Raw genomic sequence first — 16714 nt, 5'->3', positions numbered from 1 at the left:
GTTACCCAGAGAAATGGTGATCATGCCGCCGGTTTTAAAGATACCGCAATAAAAATCGCTATTTGTCCGAATCGATCTCTTAAACACTAAGCTTGACGCTTACGCAATCTGAACACTGCCAGACTGCCACGCAAGTTGGGTAAAAAATTCACTGGCTGACCTTCATGCAGAGCAACACATTGCATGACTTCCAGACCGACTTCGTTGGCAAGATCGGCGAAATCATAAATCGTTGCACAACGAACGTTCGGCGTGTCATACCACTGATACGGCAGGGATTTCGATACCGGCATTTTCCCCAGCAATAATGCGGTGCGATGCGGCCAATAACCAAAATTCGGAAAAGAGACGATGGCTTCACGACCGACGCGGGCAATGTCACGCAACAAAGGTTCCACATGCTTCATCATCTGTAATGACGATAAGCACAACACAGTGTCAAAAGCATTGTCATCAAACATGCCCAGACCATTTTCCATGTCTTGCTGTATCACATTAATATGACGTTTCGCGCAGGCAAGTGTTTTGTCGTCCGCGATTTCTATGCCGTAGCCACTGCATTGCTTGTCGGTTTGCAGATAATCAAGCATGACGCCATCACCGCAACCCACGTCCAAGACTTGCGACTGCGGCTGAATCCAGTCGGCAATAAAAGCCAGATCGGGACGTAATTGGTTTAATTCTGAAAAATTCATGCTGACACTCCTTTCAGTTCTGTCGCAATGCGATCGAAATACGCCGCAACCAGATTCAGATAACGGGAGTCGTCCAGCAGGAATGCATCGTGTCCGTGAGGCGCATCAATTTCAGCGTAGCTGACGGTGCGTTTGTTACTGATTAAGGCTTTCACAATTTCACGGCTGCGCTCAGGCGCAAAACGCCAGTCGGTAGTGAATGAGGCCAGTAAAAACTGTGCTTTGGTTGCCGCCAGCGCTTTGGTCAGATCGCCATCGGTATGGCGGGCCGGGTCAAAATAATCCAGCGCTTTGGTGATCAGCAAATACGTATTTGCATCAAAGTAATCTGAAAATTTATCGCCCTGATAGCGGAGATAAGATTCAATTTCAAAATCGACGCCGTAGCCAAACTGGTAATCATCCGACTTCAGATCACGTCCGAATTTTTCGGCCATATCGTCATCCGACAAATAGGTGATATGACCTATCATGCGCGCCACTCTTAAGCCACGGCGCGGAACGACGCCATGCGCATAGAAATCACCGCCGTGGAAATCCGGATCAGTCAGTATCGCCTGCCGCGCCACATCGTTAAACGCGATATTCTGTGCCGACAGTTTTGGCGTCGATGCGATTACCACGCAGTTCTGCAAACGATCCGGGTACAAAATACTCCACGCCAGTGCCTGCATACCGCCAAGCGAGCCGCCCATGACCGCAGCGAATTGCTGTATCCCCAGAACATCTGCCAGACGCGCCTGCGCGTTGACCCAGTCTTCTACGGTGACCACCGGAAAATCAGCGCCATAAGGTTTGCCCGTGGCGGGGTTCGTGTGCATGGGGCCGGTGGAGCCAAAACAGGAACCAAGATTATTGACGCCGATCACAAAAAAACGGTTGGTGTCCACCGGTTTGCCGGGGCCGACCATGTTGTCCCACCAACCCACATTCTTTGGCTGGTCGGCGTAGTAGCCAGCAACATGATGAGAGGCATTCAAGGCATGACAAATAAGTACGGCATTCGATTTATCTGCATTTAAGCTGCCATAGGTTTCCACCATCAAGGTATAACCGGCAATTGATGCACCACTTTGTAAAGGCAACGGTGCTTCAAATTGAAACGCCTGTGGTGTCACGGCACCAACGGATCCTGGTAAGGCTGACATACACTCTTCCATCGAGAAAATTCTCGTTCAAAAACTAAGGAAGGCTAAAAGAAGGGCTGAATGTGAAGGAAGGAAAGCTGCATTCAAGCTCGCTTTAGCCGTATTTATTGTCCGGAAATTTTCCAGACCGCGCCCGCAAGCTGATTTTCAAATCGGCGCCTGTATCTAATTGCATCTAAGTTGGCAAGGATAACGAACTCCAGCCTCATCGTCAAACCTGTTCCGGATTCAATGCAGCGTTTTGCCAAGCGCTTCCATATTACTCAGCGTTTCCTGTATTACCGCAGAATCATAGCTGCGCAAGATCTTTTTCACATATGGTTGCAAGGTGTCAAACCGGGTATTCAGAATCGCCTGTTTAATCTCTGGTAACAACGCCGCTGGCATAGATAATTCCCGGAATCCCATGCCGACCAATAAGCGGGTCAGGCGCAAATCGCCTGCCATACCGCCACAAATCGACAAAGGAATCCCGGCTTTTTCTGCCGTACTGACGATGATCTGCAATAACTGCAAAATCGCCGGATGTAAATCATCGTATAAGTGTGCAACTTCGTGATCGGCACGATCAATTGCCAGCGTATACTGGATCAAGTCATTCGTGCCGATAGATAAGAAGTCGAGCTTTTTCACAAACATCGGCAGCGCCAGCGCGGCAGCGGGTATTTCTATCATCGCGCCGATCGGTATGCCCGCATCAAACTCTTTCTTTTCTGCCGTCAGTTCTTTCTTGGCCTGCGCGATCAGTTGCAAGGTCTGCTCGATTTCAAATCCATGCGCCATCATCGGAATCAGAATTTTGACCGGCCCAAATGCAGACGCACGCAAGATTGCCCGCAATTGCGTCAGAAACAGTTGCGGCTCAGCCAGGCAATAGCGTATTGCCCGCAAACCTAAGGCAGGATTGAGAATATTGTGTTCAGCCGCTTCCAGCGGTTTGTCAGCACCCACGTCTAAAGTGCGGATGGTGACAGGACGGCCTTTCATGCCAAGTACCGCCTTACGATAAGCATCAAACTGCTCTTCTTCGCTCGGCAACTGATGCTGTTCGCCGCTGCGCTCCATAAACAGGAATTCAGAACGGAACAGGCCAACACCACTGGCGCCAGCCTCAAGCGCAGGTGTGGCATCGCCCGGCAATTCAATGTTTGCCAGCAAGGTAATTTCAACCCCATCCTGCGTCACCGCCGGGGTTTTTTTGAGTTTGGAGAGTTTTTTTCTTTGTTTGAGCAGCAGCGCCTGACGTTCACGATATTGTTCCAGCACCATCGTCGGCGGCGCAACGATGACCACGCCAGCATCGCTATCGATGATCAGCCAGTCGTCCTGTTCTATCAGTTGCGAAGCATTTCCCATCCCGACCACGGCAGGAATACCCAGACTGCGCGACACGATTGCGGTATGCGAATTCTGTCCGCCTTCATCGGTGACAAACCCGGTAAAAGCAACATCGCGGAATTGCATCATATCTGCCGGAGAAATATCTCTGGCGACCACGACCATATTGGCGGTGCGCTCATCTATCCCATCAGAAGAAGGAACCTGACTGGAGGAGCCGGTCAGCACTTTCAACACCCGCTCGGCAACTTGCTGAATATCGGCTTTGCGTTCGCGCAGATAATCGTCTTCGATTTCATCGAACTGTGCGGACAGCTCATCGACCTGAGTCACGAGCGCCCATTCGGCGTTGTAATGGCGGGTACGGATAATATCGAGCGGGGCTTCCGATACCATGGGATCGGACAAAATGAGAGCGTGTACATCCAGAAAAGCGCCGAGCTCGGTCGGCGCATCCTGCGGCAGATCAGCCCAGATCGCCTGTAATTCAACGTGGACTTGCGCAATTGCGTTTTGCAGGCGCAGTACTTCCGCTTCGACTAATTCCTGCGCAACCAGATAATGCTTCACATCCAGCGCAGCCGGACGCAATAAATGCGCGCGACCGATCGCGATACCGCGTGAAACAGGGATGCCTTGCAATGTAAATGATGCCATGCCTCGTGCCCCATGTTCTTAATTGTCTTTACTCACCTGCCTTCAGGAAAATGAGCAAACGGATACAACACTGCAGAACCATCGCACCTGGAACACTTCACATGGTCTGCGCGGAAAAAATTCATTACTCGCCTTCACCAAACTTATCATTGACGAGATTGACGATGGCATCAAAGCATTCCTGCTCATCGGCACCATCGGTTTCCAGCATGATTTTGCTGCCCTTACCCGCCGCCAGCATCATCACGCCCATGATCGACTTGCCATTCACACGGCGACCATTGCGTGTCACCCAGACTTCACTTTTGAATTTACTGGCCAGTTGCGTAAATTTGGCCGATGCGCGCGCATGCAGACCAAGTTTGTTCACAATTTCAATTTCTTGTTGGATCATGCTCTACTTTCAACTCTTTGATTAATTCGGTGACAGCCGGATACGGTTATCAATCCGCAGCGCGCCATTCTGACCGCCCGCGAGTGCCATTTCCACGACCACATCGAGCGCGTCATTACGGTAAGTAATCGCCCGCAACAACATCGGCAGGCTGATACCGGCAATGGTGGCAACCTGATCGGGTTCGCCCAGCTGGCGGCAGCAATTGGATGGCGTTCCACCCATGATATCGGTCATCACCAGCACGCCGGAGCCGTCATTGAGTCGTTGTACCGCTTCCAGCGCCAGACGGTGCACGTCATCGGTGTTCTGATCGGCAATCACATCGATCGCTTCCAGGCGCTCCGGCATACCGCGAAAAACATGGGCTGCAGCCTGGATAAATGCCGAGCCTAGCGGCGCGTGGGTCATCAACAGTATTCCAACCATAATTTCTCAAAATAGAGGGAGTATGTGCCAATTTGCACTTACTCTCCTTGATTTCATTAGGGGGTTACGACATACCCCGGGGAGTATATTAACGCCCTGAAACGGCTGTTTCAAGCGCATCAATAAACATCGCGGCCACATCCACGCCTTTTTGCTGCGTAATTTCCTGGAAACAGGTCGGGCTGGTCACATTGACTTCGGTCAGGCAATCGCCAATGACGTCTAATCCTACCAGCAACAAGCCTCTTTGATAAAGCTGCGGCGCCAAAGTCTGCGCAATCTCAAGATCGCGCGCCGACAATTCCTGCGCCACGCCAACACCGCCCGCCGCCAGATTGCCACGCACTTCACCGTTTTGCGGAATCCGCGCCAGCGCATATGGCACGACCTTGCCACCGATGAGCAAAATACGTTTATCACCATTGACGATCTCGGGAATATAGCGCTGGATCATGATGGTACGGCTGCCATTGAGCGTCAGCGTTTCGATCACGGAGCCCAGATTCATGCCATCGGCACGAATCCGGAAAATACCGGCACCGCCCATGCCATCGAGCGGCTTCAGAATGATGTCCTGATGTTCGCGGTGAAACGCGCGGATACGCTGCTCATCGCGGGTCACCAGCGTCGGTGCGGTGAACTGGCTGAATTGCGCGATACTCAGTTTTTCATTGTGATTGCGTATCGCTGCCGGTTTGTTGAAGACGCGTGCGCCCTGTTGTTCCGCCAGCTCCAGCAAATAGGTCGCGTAGATATATTCCATATCAAACGGTGGATCTTTACGCTGCAATACCGCATCGAAAGCACTCAGCGGCAATGCCTGTGGCGCTTCGGCGCGATACCAGTCTTCGCTGTCACCAGTCAGCGTGATCTTGCTGATGCTGGCAATGACTTTGCCACCTTCCAGCGCCATGTCTGCCGGGCCAAACGCATACACCGTGTAACCTCGCCTGACTGCCTCGCGCATCATCGCGAAGGTGGAATCTTTATAAGTCTTGAATTGCGACAGCGGGTCAGTCAGAAAGGCGATTTTCATGGCAATTTTTAAAGAAAATGACGGCACACCGGCGACAAGCCGGCAGGCCAATTAATAGATTTCAGGATCAGGATCCGTTTTTTCCAGTTCCAGTGATGCCGCCAGCAATGCCAGCCGCGCCACCACACCATACATGTAAAAACGATTCGGTGCTGCCGTCCCCGGTTTTGCTTTCATGTCCGGCACCGCATGTTGCTGGGCAAAAGCCAGCGGCACAAACTGCATCCCCGGTGCGTTCAGATTTTCATCGATGCCGCGCTCTTCATTCACACGGTAAAAGCCGCCGACGACATAGCGATCGATCATATAGACTACGGGCTCCGCGACGGAATCTTTGATCTGCTCAAAGGTGTACACACCTTCCTGCACAATCACATCAGTGACGGCAATTCCGTCCTTAATAACGGACATTTTATTGCGCTGTTTGCGATTCAACTCGCGGACTTCGTCGGAATGATGCACCGTCATAATGCCCATGCCATAAGTGCCAGCATCTGCCTTGACGATCACGAACGGTTTTTCCTTGATGCCGTACTCTTTATATTTCTTGCGAATTTTTGCCAGTATCGTATCAACTGCGGCGACCAGCGCGTCTTCGCCTGTGCCATCGTGAAAATTAATCCCATTCACTTTGGTGAAAAACGGATTGAGCATCCACGGATCAATATCGACCAGTTTGGCAAATTTTTTCACCACTTCATCATACGATGAAAAATGATTGCTCTTGCGGCGCATAGACCAGCCCGCGTGCAGCGGCGGCAACAAGGTTTGCTCATTGAGCTCTTCCAGAATTGCCGGTATGCCTGCCGACAAATCGTTATTCAGAACGATGGTGCACGGATCAAAATTTTTCAGCACCAGACGGCGCCCATTTTCAGAGCGCTCCAGCGGCTCGAGTATCAGCTGGCTGCCATCCGGCAGATCAATCGGCGTCGGTTCGGTAATATCTGCAGATAAAGAACCGAGGCGCACGTTCAGACCAGTCTGACGGAATATCTGCATCAGGCGGGCGATGTTTTGCAGATAAAAGGTATTGCGTGTATGACTTTCCGGGATCAGCAACAGGTTTTTGGCATCGGGACAATATTTTTCTATCGCCGCCATTGCTGCCTGCACTGACAATGGCAACATTTCTGTTGCCAGATTATTAAATCCACCCGGAAATAAATTGGTATCGACAGGGGCTAATTTGAATCCCGCATTGCGTAAATCGACGGAACAGTAAAATGGCGGCGTATGTTCCTGCCACTCCAGACGGAACCAACGTTCGATGGCGGGCGTTGCCTCCAGAATTTTCTTTTCGAGATCGTGCAGTGGCCCGTTGAGAGCCGTGACAAGATGCGGAACCATAGTGACCTTTTTGATAAGCTGCCTGAGTCGCCGGCAGCTTTCGCAAATATCTGGGGAGCGTGCCGGCTTTTTAAGACTCTCTTAGCTTGGGGTGAAACGCAGAGAATCAAGTCAAGCCAGGGAATATCCCTACGGAATTCAGGATGATTTTGTCAGCAGGCTGAAATGCTCAACAGTTGGTGGCGCCGCAAAAAACGGACCAACGATAGAGCGCCATTGCAAAAAGGCCGGAGATTCGCGGAAATCTACCGTGTGATTTTCCAGTGTTTCCCAAAAAATCATCAGAACATAGCGTTCAGGGGACTCTATCCCCTTATTCACTTTAAAACCGCTGAACCCTTTGGCCTGGGAAATAACTTCATCCAGCCCACGCTGAATGGCAGCATCAAATTGTTCTTGTTGTCCTGGGTGAATGCGGATGTCGGCAAGTTCTAGAATCATGTTTAGCTCTTTATTTACAATGAAATGTCTGAAGTGTCTGTTGCAGAATCCTATTATGGCACCAAACGGGTCAAAATCAGACTAAGCCGCGATCACTCAATTCCTTCTTCAGATACGCGTAAAACACTGGCGCGGCGACAACACCCGGCACACCGAACAGGGTTTCCATTACCAAGATGGCAGTCAATAGCTCCCAGGCCCGCGCATTGACTTGCTCTCCTATGATGCGCGCATTCAGGAAATATTCCGCTTTGTGAATTACGATCATGAAGACCAATGAAGCCATAGCCATATTCAATGAGTGCGATAACGCAACAATCACGATCACAGAGTTAGAAATGATATTGCCAGCGACCGGAATCAGGCCAGCCAGAAAGGTAATTGCAATCATGGTTTTGGTCAGCGGCAGATGCACGCCGGCCAAAGGAAGAATGACGAGCAGATAAATCGCGGTTAATACCGTATTAATCAGCGAAATTTTGAATTGTGCGAAGACAATTTTATGAAATATCTGTGCAAAGGCGGCAATCCGTTGATGCAACGCGGCAGCAAACGGTTTGTGATTGCTGTCACCACTGGCATCGCGCAAGGCCACCATGCTGCCGATGATCATCCCGAGCAATAAATGCACGATCAGATGACCAGCTTCCGGTACCAGCAATTTTGCCTCCCCCGCGTGCTCACGCAACCAATGTGTAATCATCGTCTGCAGCGCATCAACGTCTTCGGGAATATTGGCGCTCATCCACAGCGGTACCTGACTACGCGATGACTCAAGAATATCTGCCAGTCTTTGCAGCAGATTATGCAAATTCCCGGCATCACTGCGTAAAAACACATGACACCCCCAGGTTGCCAACAACAAACTGATGATTAATATCGCAGACAATAATGCGACCGCAATCATGCGCGGCTGGCGATGACTGAACCTCTGCGCAATCATCGGCGTCAGCATGTGTACCAGTGAATACACCAGCAATCCGGAAAATAAAGCCAGTAACAAGCCCGCTTTCAACACTAAAAATAAACTGACTGCCACTACGATATACGATGCATAAACCGAAGCACTGAGTTTTGGCGTTACCATCATGCGAATTCCTTTTTATAAGAGATGACCCACTGCCGTCATCAAAACCACCGACCAATAAATGGCGTCACTGCCACAATACGCGCATTAAAACATAGTGCAGGCGAACCCAGCGACGGTAAAAACAAGGATATTTAATCGACATTCCAGCAATATTTTTGCGGCCAGTATCGTTACGCGCGATCTGACAACCCGCGTTGGAATCTGTACGCAATGTTCAGAAACATGGCTGAAACATAGATTTACATCTTTCTTGTCGTCCTTATCGGAACCTGATGCGTTAAATGAGGACTAAACTGAACTGATGATCACTTGCATCGAGGTATATATGACATTCACAATGAAACAACTCTCCACTGCCGCTGCTTTGCTGGCGATCACCAGCGCCGGTTCCATTGCGCGGGCAGCTGATTTTGAGGATTATGCACGCGTCGTTAACGTCACACCGCAAGTTGAACAGATCAACATGCCACGTCAGGATTGCCGGACTGAATACGAAACTTATCAACGTCCACAAGAACGCAGCAACTCTGGCGGTATTATCGGCGGTATTGCCGGCGGTCTGCTCGGTAGTCAGGTTGGTGGTGGCAACGGTAAGATCGCTGCTGCTGCAGCGGGGGCAATTACTGGCGCTCTGGTTGGCGATCGTATGGACAATGGCAACAATGGTCAGCAAGGTTACGAGAGCCGTCCGGTTCGTCAATGCAGAACCGTCGATAGCTGGCAAACCCGCACGAATGGTTATGCCGTCACTTATGAGTACAACGGTCGGACTTACACCTCAGTCATGCCATATGATCCTGGTTCACGTCTGCGCTTGCACGTTTCCCTGACACCTCGTCCTTAAACCGTCTGACAGTCAGCAGAAATTGCTAAATACCGTTGCTTGAATACAAAATGCCGCTAAATGCGGCATTTTTTTCGTCAACATTTCCACATGGAAAGTAATTTCCGGCGCATATCCGACCGAAATAGCATGGGTTTATAGTATGATCTTGCCCAAACTTAATGCATTCGCTCCGTCTACAGTCCATGAAAAACATGTTAAAAAAATACGGTCTGCTGGTATGGCTATCTCTATTTCTGATTGCCGGTTTTGTCTTCACCACCGTTGCCGGATATATCGTCTCGCGCGATACGATACAACAAGGAATTTCGGAACAAACACTGCCTATCACCGGAGACAATGTTTATTCTGAGATACAAAAAGACATACTGCGACCGGTTTTCGTTTCTTCGCAAATGGCACATGACACTTTTGTTCGCGACTGGATCATCAACGGTGAAGAAGAGCAGGAAAGAATCACGAAATATCTGAAAGAAATCAAACTCAAGAATAAAGCGATATCCAGTTTTCTGATTTCAGATAAATCCCGCAACTACTACCATGCTGACGGCTTATTAAAGCAAATCAAAGAAGGCGAACCGCGTGACACCTGGTTTTTTCGTGTAAAAAATCTCAAATCCGCCTACGAAACCAATGTCGATCTGGATCTCGCCAATCACGACGCAGTCACGATCTTCGTCAATTACCGGATTCTTGACTATCAGGGTCAATTCATCGGAGCAACCGGTATAGGGCTGACGCTGAATACGCTGAAACATCTGATTGACAGCTATCAAAAACGCTTTGATCGCCAGATTTACTTCGCTGATCAGAAAGGTAAAGTCACTCTGACCGGAAGTAATTTCAGTAAACGAGGCGACAACATCCAGACGATCAGCGGTATCCAGAGTATCTCCGAGAAAATTCTGGCGAATCGCCAAAGTGAATCCATGCATCTGGAATATCAGGGAGACAATGGAACCGTACTGGTCAACTCGCGTTATATCCCGGAACTCGGCTGGCATTTGCTGGTGGAACAAGAGGCGAATTCTGGTATCAGGCCGATTCAGAATGTGTTCCTGCTGAATCTTGGTATCAGCGCCACCATCACCGTTCTGATCATGGTCATGGTTCTGCTCACTGTGCGTCGCTACCAGAAACGTCTGGAAAAATCGGCGTCAACGGACTCACTGACGAATTTGCTGAACCGTCACGCATTTGATTTCGTCTTTCAGCAAAGCCTGCTCGACGCCGAGCGTACACGCCAACCTATGTGTGCGATTTTGCTGGATATTGATTTTTTCAAAAAGGTGAATGATAAACACGGGCATCTGGTCGGTGATCACGTGCTCAAAGAAATCGCCGCCATCGCGAAACGTTCCTTACGCGAGAGCGATGTGCTCTGTCGCTGGGGCGGCGAGGAATTTCTTATTCTGCTGAAAAACTGCACACTCGAAAAAGCAACCTCAATCGCAGAAAACCTGCGCAGTACCATTGAGAACAACGATTTTTCACGTACCACCGACCTCACCCGCACACGACTCGGCGTCACTGTCAGTATGGGCGTTGCAGAATGCCGCAGCAATGAAACCGAGGATAGTGTATTTGAGCGTGCGGATCAGGCTTTGTATCAGGCAAAAGCCAACGGGCGTAACAGTGTCTATTTCTCTGAATGATGTTTGCGGGCCGCTAATTCGACAGTGGGAGTAACGAATGCCTGATATAAATCTCCCGCAGCCGGATCCCACTGCGCCACGATCGCCTGCTGCCTGCTGACCGTTGTCATATCACCGCGCGCGATCGGCCCGGTCAGTGCTGCGGCTGATCCCAGCGTGAAGACATTCTCCAGCGATTGTCTCGCCAACGGTGCAGCCATGGCCAGCGCCAGTTCAGATGGAATCCCCGCCGACTGATAAGCGCGCAAGGCAACGTCCATCAGACTCACCAGATAATTGCTGGCAAACACAGAGCCTGCGTGATACAACAATTTTGATTCAGCGCTGATCTCAACCGTCTGTGCACCGATGGCCTGCATCGCCGGCAGCAACACAGCAAGCGCCCGGCGATCGCCTTCAAGACTGCATATGGTTCCAGAAAAATGCTCCGCCACTGCTTGCGGATCTGCAAAACTACGCACCGGATGCACACTGGCAACCGCAGCACCTGATGCCGCCGCCGCTGCGAGTTCTGTGGATGCCTTCGAGCCGCTGCAATGAAACACGACGGTATGTTCATTGATCAGTCCTCGTTCGCACAAGGCAGTACAGACCTCAGAAATATGATCATCACCGACCGCCAGCATCCAGACATCCGCTGCGATTAACTCCTGCCAGTTGGCAAGTGCAGCACCGACGCCGATAAACATCCGGGCAGCCTGGGCGCTGGCAAGTGTCCGGTTCAATATTTGCGTGACCGAAAACACGGCCTGCTGCTGAAAACAGTGGCCAAATACCTGACCGACTTTACCCGCACCAACTATCGTCAAGGTCTTCATGCGACCACCGGTTCAGGATAACGCCGCAAACCTTCCAGATTCAAAATCGTGATGCCGCCATAATCAACGGACAGCAATTGCTTCTTTTCGAGCAATTGCAAAGCCTGATTCGCTCGTTGCCGCGACACGCTGGAAATATAGCCAATTTCCTCCTGCGATATCTGCAATTGCATACTGCTACCGGGATTCAGATAGGGATTGAACATCGCTGCGAGACAACGTGCGACGCGGGTGTCCGGATCAAGCATGCGATCATATTCCACCAAAGAAATAAACAAGCCCAGCCGTTCGTTCAACTGATGCAAGAGAAAGCGATTGAATGGAATACTGTTATCCAGCAAAAAAGTGAAGGTGCTGCGCGGCATATACGCGACGCGGGTATCACGCAGCGCAACGACGTCGTAACGGCGCGGTTCAGTTTTTAATAAGGAACCCTCGCCGAACCAGCCGCCCGCCAGCATACAACTGAAGGTGACCGTTTTTCCTTCCGGCGAAATACTGCTCATTTTCAGAAAACCATCGAGCACTCCCATCCAATGATCGACAGGATCGCCTTTGCGGCAAACATAACCACCAGCCGGGATAAAGCGCTCGATGATCTCATCCTCGACTTTTTGCACATGATCCGGCGCCAGCATGTGCGCCCACATTGTCTTTGCCAAGCCTTGTTTCAGTTCACTTTTTATATTCGCCATATTTGTGCAACGCACCACCGAAAGTTGGTTCATTCCGTCAGATTGTCAGTTAAACGACAGCCGCAGCGGGTACAAGTAACTAGTATCTGATCAACAAAAAAATTATTCAGAACTGACACAGAATCATCCAGCGCGTTGCCACACTGCACACTGACTTGCTGGAATAAATGACGTTAGTCCTGATGGAGACATTGTAAGCGAGCTGACATGCAATCGAGCCACTTAAACACCGTTGATTGCTATACGCAGACCGGTATCGACAATGCCAGACAGCTTCAATAGCCGCAGATAACACCTGCAGTAAGTCTGATGTAAGACGTAGTGCAGAAACTCATAAAAAAAGTAGCAATCATACTGGCTGCTTAAACGATCAAAGTATCGTACAGCTGACCAGACAGGCCAATACAAATAAGGCTGGTGGTGGAGACATGACAAAGACAGAGAACACAACGTTCCCAAGATTATTGCTGGAACATGAAAAAATGCGCCCGCAGCATCCGGCGTTCCGTGAAAAAGATCTGGGCATCTGGCAAACCTGGAACTGGCAACAGGTCAACGACGAAGTACGCGCGCTCGCCTGCGGTCTGGCGGCACAAGGGTTTCAGCGCGGCATGAACCTCGCGATTATCGGCGACAACCGGCCGCGTCTTTACTGGGCGATGATGGCAGCGCAATGTCTCGGTGGTATCCCTGTACCCTTGTATCAGGACGCGCCGGCAGCCGATATGGCGTATGTACTTGAGAATGCCGAGATCGTTTTTGCGATTGTCGAAGATCAGGAACAGGTCGATAAATTACTCGACATCAAACAACAATATGCCGGCATACAGCACATCTGCTTTGAAGATGAACGCGGTATGCGGCATTACCACCAGCCCGAACTGAGTTCTTACGCCGCCTTGCAGGAAGCCGGGCGCATGTATGACCGTACCCACCCTGAATTTTTCATGCATCAGATCGAACTCGGTCAGCCAGAAGACACTGCCGTCATGCTGTACACCTCAGGCACCACCGGTAAGCCGAAAGGCGTATGCCAGAGTCATCGCTCATTCATGACCGCTGCTGTCGGCGGTGCAGGCTTTGATCACCTGAGTGCCGACGAAGATATACTTTCCTATCTGCCGATGGCATGGGTCGGCGATCACTTGTTTTCATTTGCGCAGGCGCTGGTCACCGGCTTTACTGTGAACTGCCCGGAATCCAGCGAAACCGTGCTGACCGATCTGCGTGAAGTCGGCCCTACGTATTATTTTGCACCGCCACGCGTGTTTGAAAACATGCTGACCACCGTCATGATACGCATGGAAGATGCGGGCGCTGTCAAACAACATCTGTTTCAGTATTACATGGAAATCGCCCGCCAATATGGCTCCGACATTCTGGACGGAAAACCGGTTTCTGCGTTAGCCAGACTCAATTACCGCATCGGCGAATTTCTGATTTACGGACCGCTGAAAAATGTACTCGGTTTATCCCGCGTCAGGGTCGCTTATACCGCTGGTGCCGCGATTGGCCCTGATCTGTTCCGTTTCTATCGCTCTATCGGCATCAATCTGAAGCAGTTGTATGGCTCCACCGAAACCTGTGCTTACGTTTGCCTGCAACCGGATGGCAACATCAAATTTGACAGCGTCGGTCAGGCTGCGCCCGGCGTGGAAGTGACGCTGGCAGACAATGGTGAAGTGCTGGTGAAATCGAGCGCCATGCTGACCGGTTACTACAAACGGCCGGATGCCACCGCCGAAGTCATCGATGAACAGGGCTATTTCCATACCGGTGATGCCGGCATTTTTGACGCCGAAGGACATCTGAAAATCATCGACCGCGCAGCAGATGTCGGCAAGCTCACCAACGGCGATATCTTTGCGCCTAACTACATCGAAAACAAACTCAAATTCTTCCCTTTCATTAAAGAAGTCGTTGCCTTCGGTCATGACAGAAACCATGTCTGCGCCTTCATTAACATTGATATGGAAGCCGTAGGTAACTGGTCAGAACGACGCGGCATCGCCTATTCCGGTTACACCGATCTGGCCGCAAAAGCCGAGACGTATCAGCTCATCATGTCGTGCATAGAAAAAGTGAATGCCGATCTGGCCAATGAAACGCTGATGGCGGGCACACAGATACATCGATTCCTGATCCTGCATAAAGAACTTGACCCTGACGACGACGAACTGACCCGCACACGCAAAGTCCGTCGCAAATTTATTGCAGAAAAATATGCGGTGCTGATAGAAGCTTTGTATTCAGCCAAACGCTCGCAATACATAGAAACGCAAGTCAAATTTGAAGATGGCCGTCAGGGTACTGTCAGTGCGGATCTGCACATCAGTGATGTCAAGACATTTGCTGCCCAGCAGCATGCGGCATAAGGAACAGCAATGACCAATAACAGAAAAACCGGTGAAGTCATTCTTGATTTGCAAGGCATTTCCTTGTCGTTTGGTGGCGTCAAAGCGCTGACAAATATTTCGTTCAACGTCAAAGAGCATGAAATCCGCGCGATTATCGGCCCGAACGGTGCAGGTAAAAGCTCGATGCTGAATGTGATCAATGGCGTCTACCGGCCGCAGGAAGGGCAGATCACCTACCGTGGCCGCCAACGCAAGGATATGAATACCTATGCAGCCGCCAAAAGCGGCATCGCCCGCACGTTTCAGAACATCGCCTTATTTAAAGGCATGAGTGTGCTCGACAACATCATGACGGGGCGTAATCTGAAAATGAAATGTAATTTTCTGATGCAGGCGCTGTATCTCGGGCCTGCACGCAAAGAAGAAATTGCCCACCGTGAAAAAGTCGAAGAAATCATCGATTTTCTGGAAATTCAGCACATCCGCAAAACGCCAGTCGGACGCTTATCTTACGGTCTGCAAAAGCGGGTTGAACTCGGTCGCGCACTCGCCGCGGAGCCTGAAATTTTATTGCTGGATGAACCGATGGCAGGCATGAACGTCGAGGAAAAACAGGACATGAGCCGTTTCATCCTTGATGTGAATGATCAGCTCGGCACCACCATCGTTTTGATCGAACATGATATGGGAGTGGTGATGGATATTTCTGACCGGGTTGTCGTGCTGGATTACGGTAAAAAAATCGGTGATGGCACACCGGCAGAAGTGCTGGCAAATCAGGAAGTAATCAATGCCTATCTTGGCGTTACACACTGACACCACCGTCTTGAGGAAAACAAAATGAATCTCAGTTTTTTCTTTGAAGTGCTCATCGGTGGCCTGTTGTCCGGCGTGATGTATGCACTGGTTGCGCTAGGTTTTGTGCTGATTTACAAAGCCTCCGGCGTGTTTAATTTCGCGCAGGGGGCGATGGTGTTTTTTGCTGCGCTGACCTGCGTCGGCCTCAGTGAAAAATTTGATCTGTCGATGTGGGTCGCCATACCGCTGACGATGGCCGTGATGATCGTCTTAGGTCTGGCAATAGAAAGAATCGTCTTGCGGCCACTGGTCAATCAGCCGGAGATCACACTCTTCATGGCTACCATCGGTCTGACCTTTTTCATCGAAGGGCTGGCGCAATTACTGTGGGGTTCGCAACCGCACAAGCTGACGCTGCCGATCGAAGATGTGCCTATCGAATTTCTGATGGAAAAATTCAATATTCTGGTATCGCAGTTCGATGTGATTGCCGCACTGATCTGCGCCATTCTCGTCACTGGTCTGGCACTGCTGTTTTCCAAAACAAAAATCGGGCGGGCGCTGCGGGCGGTTGCTGACGATCATCAGGCCGCACTGGCGGTCGGCATTCCCCTGCAACAAATCTGGGGCATCGTCTGGGCGGTTGCCGGTTTTGTCGCACTGGTGGCGGGTTTGCTGTGGGGTGCACGTAATGGTGTGCAGTTTGCATTGACGTTTGTCGCGCTGAAAGCCTTGCCAGTGCTGATTCTTGGTGGCTTCACCTCGGTTCCCGGTGCAATCGTTGGAGGTCTGATTATCGGTGCATCGGAAAAGCTGGCGGAAGTGTATATCGGCCCGCTGGTCGGTGGCGGTATCGAGGGCTGGTTCCCGTATGTGCTGGCATTGCTGTTTTTGCTGGTGCGGCCGGAAGGTTTGTTTGGCGAAAAAATCATACGCAGGATTTAAACAATCTTGTTCTGAGCAAACCCC

General features: G+C 50.6%; 16 protein-coding genes. 5 read left to right on the top strand and 11 right to left on the bottom strand.

What is annotated here, in order from left to right:
* Positions 1-86 precede the first annotated feature (86 nt).
* The 9 genes from metW to H8K29_RS10835 all read right to left on the bottom strand — a co-directional run bounded on the left by metW (position 87) and on the right by H8K29_RS10835 (position 8578).
* Positions 87-695 carry a methionine biosynthesis protein MetW gene (gene metW, locus H8K29_RS10875; RefSeq protein ID WP_186884326.1) on the bottom strand — a complete coding sequence of 203 codons (609 nt, stop codon included), beginning with the start codon at positions 693-695 and terminating at the stop codon, positions 87-89.
* Positions 692-1843 (bottom strand): homoserine O-acetyltransferase, encoded by a 1152-nt coding sequence (locus tag H8K29_RS10870; RefSeq protein WP_255423346.1) that lies wholly within the window; start codon positions 1841-1843, stop codon positions 692-694. The genes metW and H8K29_RS10870 overlap by 4 nt, the downstream gene beginning before the upstream one ends.
* Before the next feature lie 228 nt (positions 1844-2071).
* Complete coding sequence (gene ptsP, locus H8K29_RS10865; RefSeq protein WP_186897622.1) at positions 2072-3838, bottom strand: phosphoenolpyruvate--protein phosphotransferase; 1767 nt, start codon at positions 3836-3838, stop codon at positions 2072-2074.
* A gap of 124 nt (positions 3839-3962) precedes the next feature.
* The gene (locus H8K29_RS10860; RefSeq protein WP_186884323.1) at positions 3963-4232 is read right to left on the bottom strand and encodes an HPr family phosphocarrier protein; all 270 of its coding nucleotides are present in this window, start codon (positions 4230-4232) and stop codon (positions 3963-3965) included.
* A 21-nt stretch (positions 4233-4253) separates the two neighbouring features.
* Positions 4254-4661: a PTS sugar transporter subunit IIA gene (locus tag H8K29_RS10855; protein WP_186897621.1), complete on the bottom strand. Its 408-nt coding sequence runs from the start codon at positions 4659-4661 to the stop codon at positions 4254-4256.
* 88 nt (positions 4662-4749) lie between these two features.
* On the bottom strand, positions 4750-5697 hold the full coding sequence (gene gshB / locus H8K29_RS10850; RefSeq protein WP_186897620.1) for a glutathione synthase: 948 nt from the start codon (positions 5695-5697) through the stop codon (positions 4750-4752).
* Positions 5698-5748: 51 nt separating this feature from the next.
* The gene (gene gshA / locus H8K29_RS10845; protein ID WP_186884320.1) at positions 5749-7047 is read right to left on the bottom strand and encodes a glutamate--cysteine ligase; all 1299 of its coding nucleotides are present in this window, start codon (positions 7045-7047) and stop codon (positions 5749-5751) included.
* A gap of 138 nt (positions 7048-7185) precedes the next feature.
* Positions 7186-7488 carry an antibiotic biosynthesis monooxygenase gene (locus tag H8K29_RS10840; RefSeq protein WP_186897619.1) on the bottom strand — a complete coding sequence of 101 codons (303 nt, stop codon included), beginning with the start codon at positions 7486-7488 and terminating at the stop codon, positions 7186-7188.
* Positions 7489-7564: 76 nt separating this feature from the next.
* Positions 7565-8578 carry an AI-2E family transporter gene (locus H8K29_RS10835; protein ID WP_186897618.1) on the bottom strand — a complete coding sequence of 338 codons (1014 nt, stop codon included), beginning with the start codon at positions 8576-8578 and terminating at the stop codon, positions 7565-7567.
* A 337-nt stretch (positions 8579-8915) separates the two neighbouring features.
* On the opposite strand from H8K29_RS10835, the gene H8K29_RS10830 reads away from it, so the two are divergent.
* Positions 8916-9422, top strand: coding sequence for a glycine zipper 2TM domain-containing protein (locus H8K29_RS10830; protein ID WP_255423345.1), 507 nt, complete (start codon positions 8916-8918; stop codon positions 9420-9422).
* Positions 9423-9616: 194 nt separating this feature from the next.
* Positions 9617-11077, top strand: a complete 1461-nt coding sequence (locus H8K29_RS10825; RefSeq protein ID WP_255423344.1) for a sensor domain-containing diguanylate cyclase — start codon at positions 9617-9619, stop codon at positions 11075-11077.
* On the opposite strand, the gene H8K29_RS10820 is transcribed toward H8K29_RS10825, so the two are convergent.
* Positions 11062-11895: a Rossmann-like and DUF2520 domain-containing protein gene (locus tag H8K29_RS10820; protein WP_186897615.1), complete on the bottom strand. Its 834-nt coding sequence runs from the start codon at positions 11893-11895 to the stop codon at positions 11062-11064. The two genes, H8K29_RS10825 and H8K29_RS10820, sit on opposite strands and share 16 nt — an antisense overlap.
* A complete protein-coding gene (locus H8K29_RS10815) occupies positions 11892-12545 on the bottom strand; it encodes a Crp/Fnr family transcriptional regulator (protein WP_370527181.1) in 654 nt (217 codons plus the stop codon). Before H8K29_RS10815 ends, H8K29_RS10820 begins: the two co-directional genes overlap by 4 nt.
* Before the next feature lie 473 nt (positions 12546-13018).
* Between H8K29_RS10815 and H8K29_RS10810 the strand changes: the two genes are divergently transcribed.
* From H8K29_RS10810 to H8K29_RS10800, 3 genes are read left to right on the top strand one after another with little or no spacing between them, the layout of a single operon-like run.
* Positions 13019-14965, top strand: coding sequence for a long-chain fatty acid--CoA ligase (locus tag H8K29_RS10810; RefSeq protein ID WP_186897614.1), 1947 nt, complete (start codon positions 13019-13021; stop codon positions 14963-14965).
* Positions 14966-14974: 9 nt separating this feature from the next.
* Complete coding sequence (locus tag H8K29_RS10805) at positions 14975-15763, top strand: ABC transporter ATP-binding protein (RefSeq protein ID WP_186897613.1); 789 nt, start codon at positions 14975-14977, stop codon at positions 15761-15763.
* A gap of 24 nt (positions 15764-15787) precedes the next feature.
* A complete protein-coding gene (locus tag H8K29_RS10800; protein WP_186884312.1) occupies positions 15788-16690 on the top strand; it encodes a branched-chain amino acid ABC transporter permease in 903 nt (300 codons plus the stop codon).
* Positions 16691-16714: the final 24 nt, after the last annotated feature.

The sequence above is a fragment of the Undibacterium sp. CY21W genome (assembly GCF_014284265.1).
GTDB classification, from domain to species: domain Bacteria; phylum Pseudomonadota; class Gammaproteobacteria; order Burkholderiales; family Burkholderiaceae_D; genus Undibacterium; species Undibacterium aquatile.
The sequence above is the reverse complement of the archived record's forward strand: the minus strand, read 5'-3'. Positions and strand labels throughout refer to the sequence as shown.

Coding starts and splice junctions, on each gene's coding strand:
- H8K29_RS10810 (WP_186897614.1), top strand. CDS start 13,019: ATGACAAAGACAGAGAACACAACGTTCCCAAGATTATTGCTGGAACAT.
- H8K29_RS10855 (WP_186897621.1), bottom strand. CDS start 4,661: ATGGTTGGAATACTGTTGATGACCCACGCGCCGCTAGGCTCGGCATTT.
- metW (WP_186884326.1), bottom strand. CDS start 695: ATGAATTTTTCAGAATTAAACCAATTACGTCCCGATCTGGCTTTTATT.
- H8K29_RS10825 (WP_255423344.1), top strand. CDS start 9,617: ATGTTAAAAAAATACGGTCTGCTGGTATGGCTATCTCTATTTCTGATT.
- H8K29_RS10870 (WP_255423346.1), bottom strand. CDS start 1,843: ATGTCAGCCTTACCAGGATCCGTTGGTGCCGTGACACCACAGGCGTTT.
- H8K29_RS10815 (WP_370527181.1), bottom strand. CDS start 12,545: ATGTGGGCGCACATGCTGGCGCCGGATCATGTGCAAAAAGTCGAGGAT.
- H8K29_RS10800 (WP_186884312.1), top strand. CDS start 15,788: ATGAATCTCAGTTTTTTCTTTGAAGTGCTCATCGGTGGCCTGTTGTCC.
- ptsP (WP_186897622.1), bottom strand. CDS start 3,838: ATGGCATCATTTACATTGCAAGGCATCCCTGTTTCACGCGGTATCGCG.
- gshA (WP_186884320.1), bottom strand. CDS start 7,047: ATGGTTCCGCATCTTGTCACGGCTCTCAACGGGCCACTGCACGATCTC.
- H8K29_RS10835 (WP_186897618.1), bottom strand. CDS start 8,578: ATGATGGTAACGCCAAAACTCAGTGCTTCGGTTTATGCATCGTATATC.
- gshB (WP_186897620.1), bottom strand. CDS start 5,697: ATGAAAATCGCCTTTCTGACTGACCCGCTGTCGCAATTCAAGACTTAT.
- H8K29_RS10860 (WP_186884323.1), bottom strand. CDS start 4,232: ATGATCCAACAAGAAATTGAAATTGTGAACAAACTTGGTCTGCATGCG.
- H8K29_RS10830 (WP_255423345.1), top strand. CDS start 8,916: ATGAAACAACTCTCCACTGCCGCTGCTTTGCTGGCGATCACCAGCGCC.
- H8K29_RS10805 (WP_186897613.1), top strand. CDS start 14,975: ATGACCAATAACAGAAAAACCGGTGAAGTCATTCTTGATTTGCAAGGC.
- H8K29_RS10820 (WP_186897615.1), bottom strand. CDS start 11,895: ATGAAGACCTTGACGATAGTTGGTGCGGGTAAAGTCGGTCAGGTATTT.
- H8K29_RS10840 (WP_186897619.1), bottom strand. CDS start 7,488: ATGATTCTAGAACTTGCCGACATCCGCATTCACCCAGGACAACAAGAA.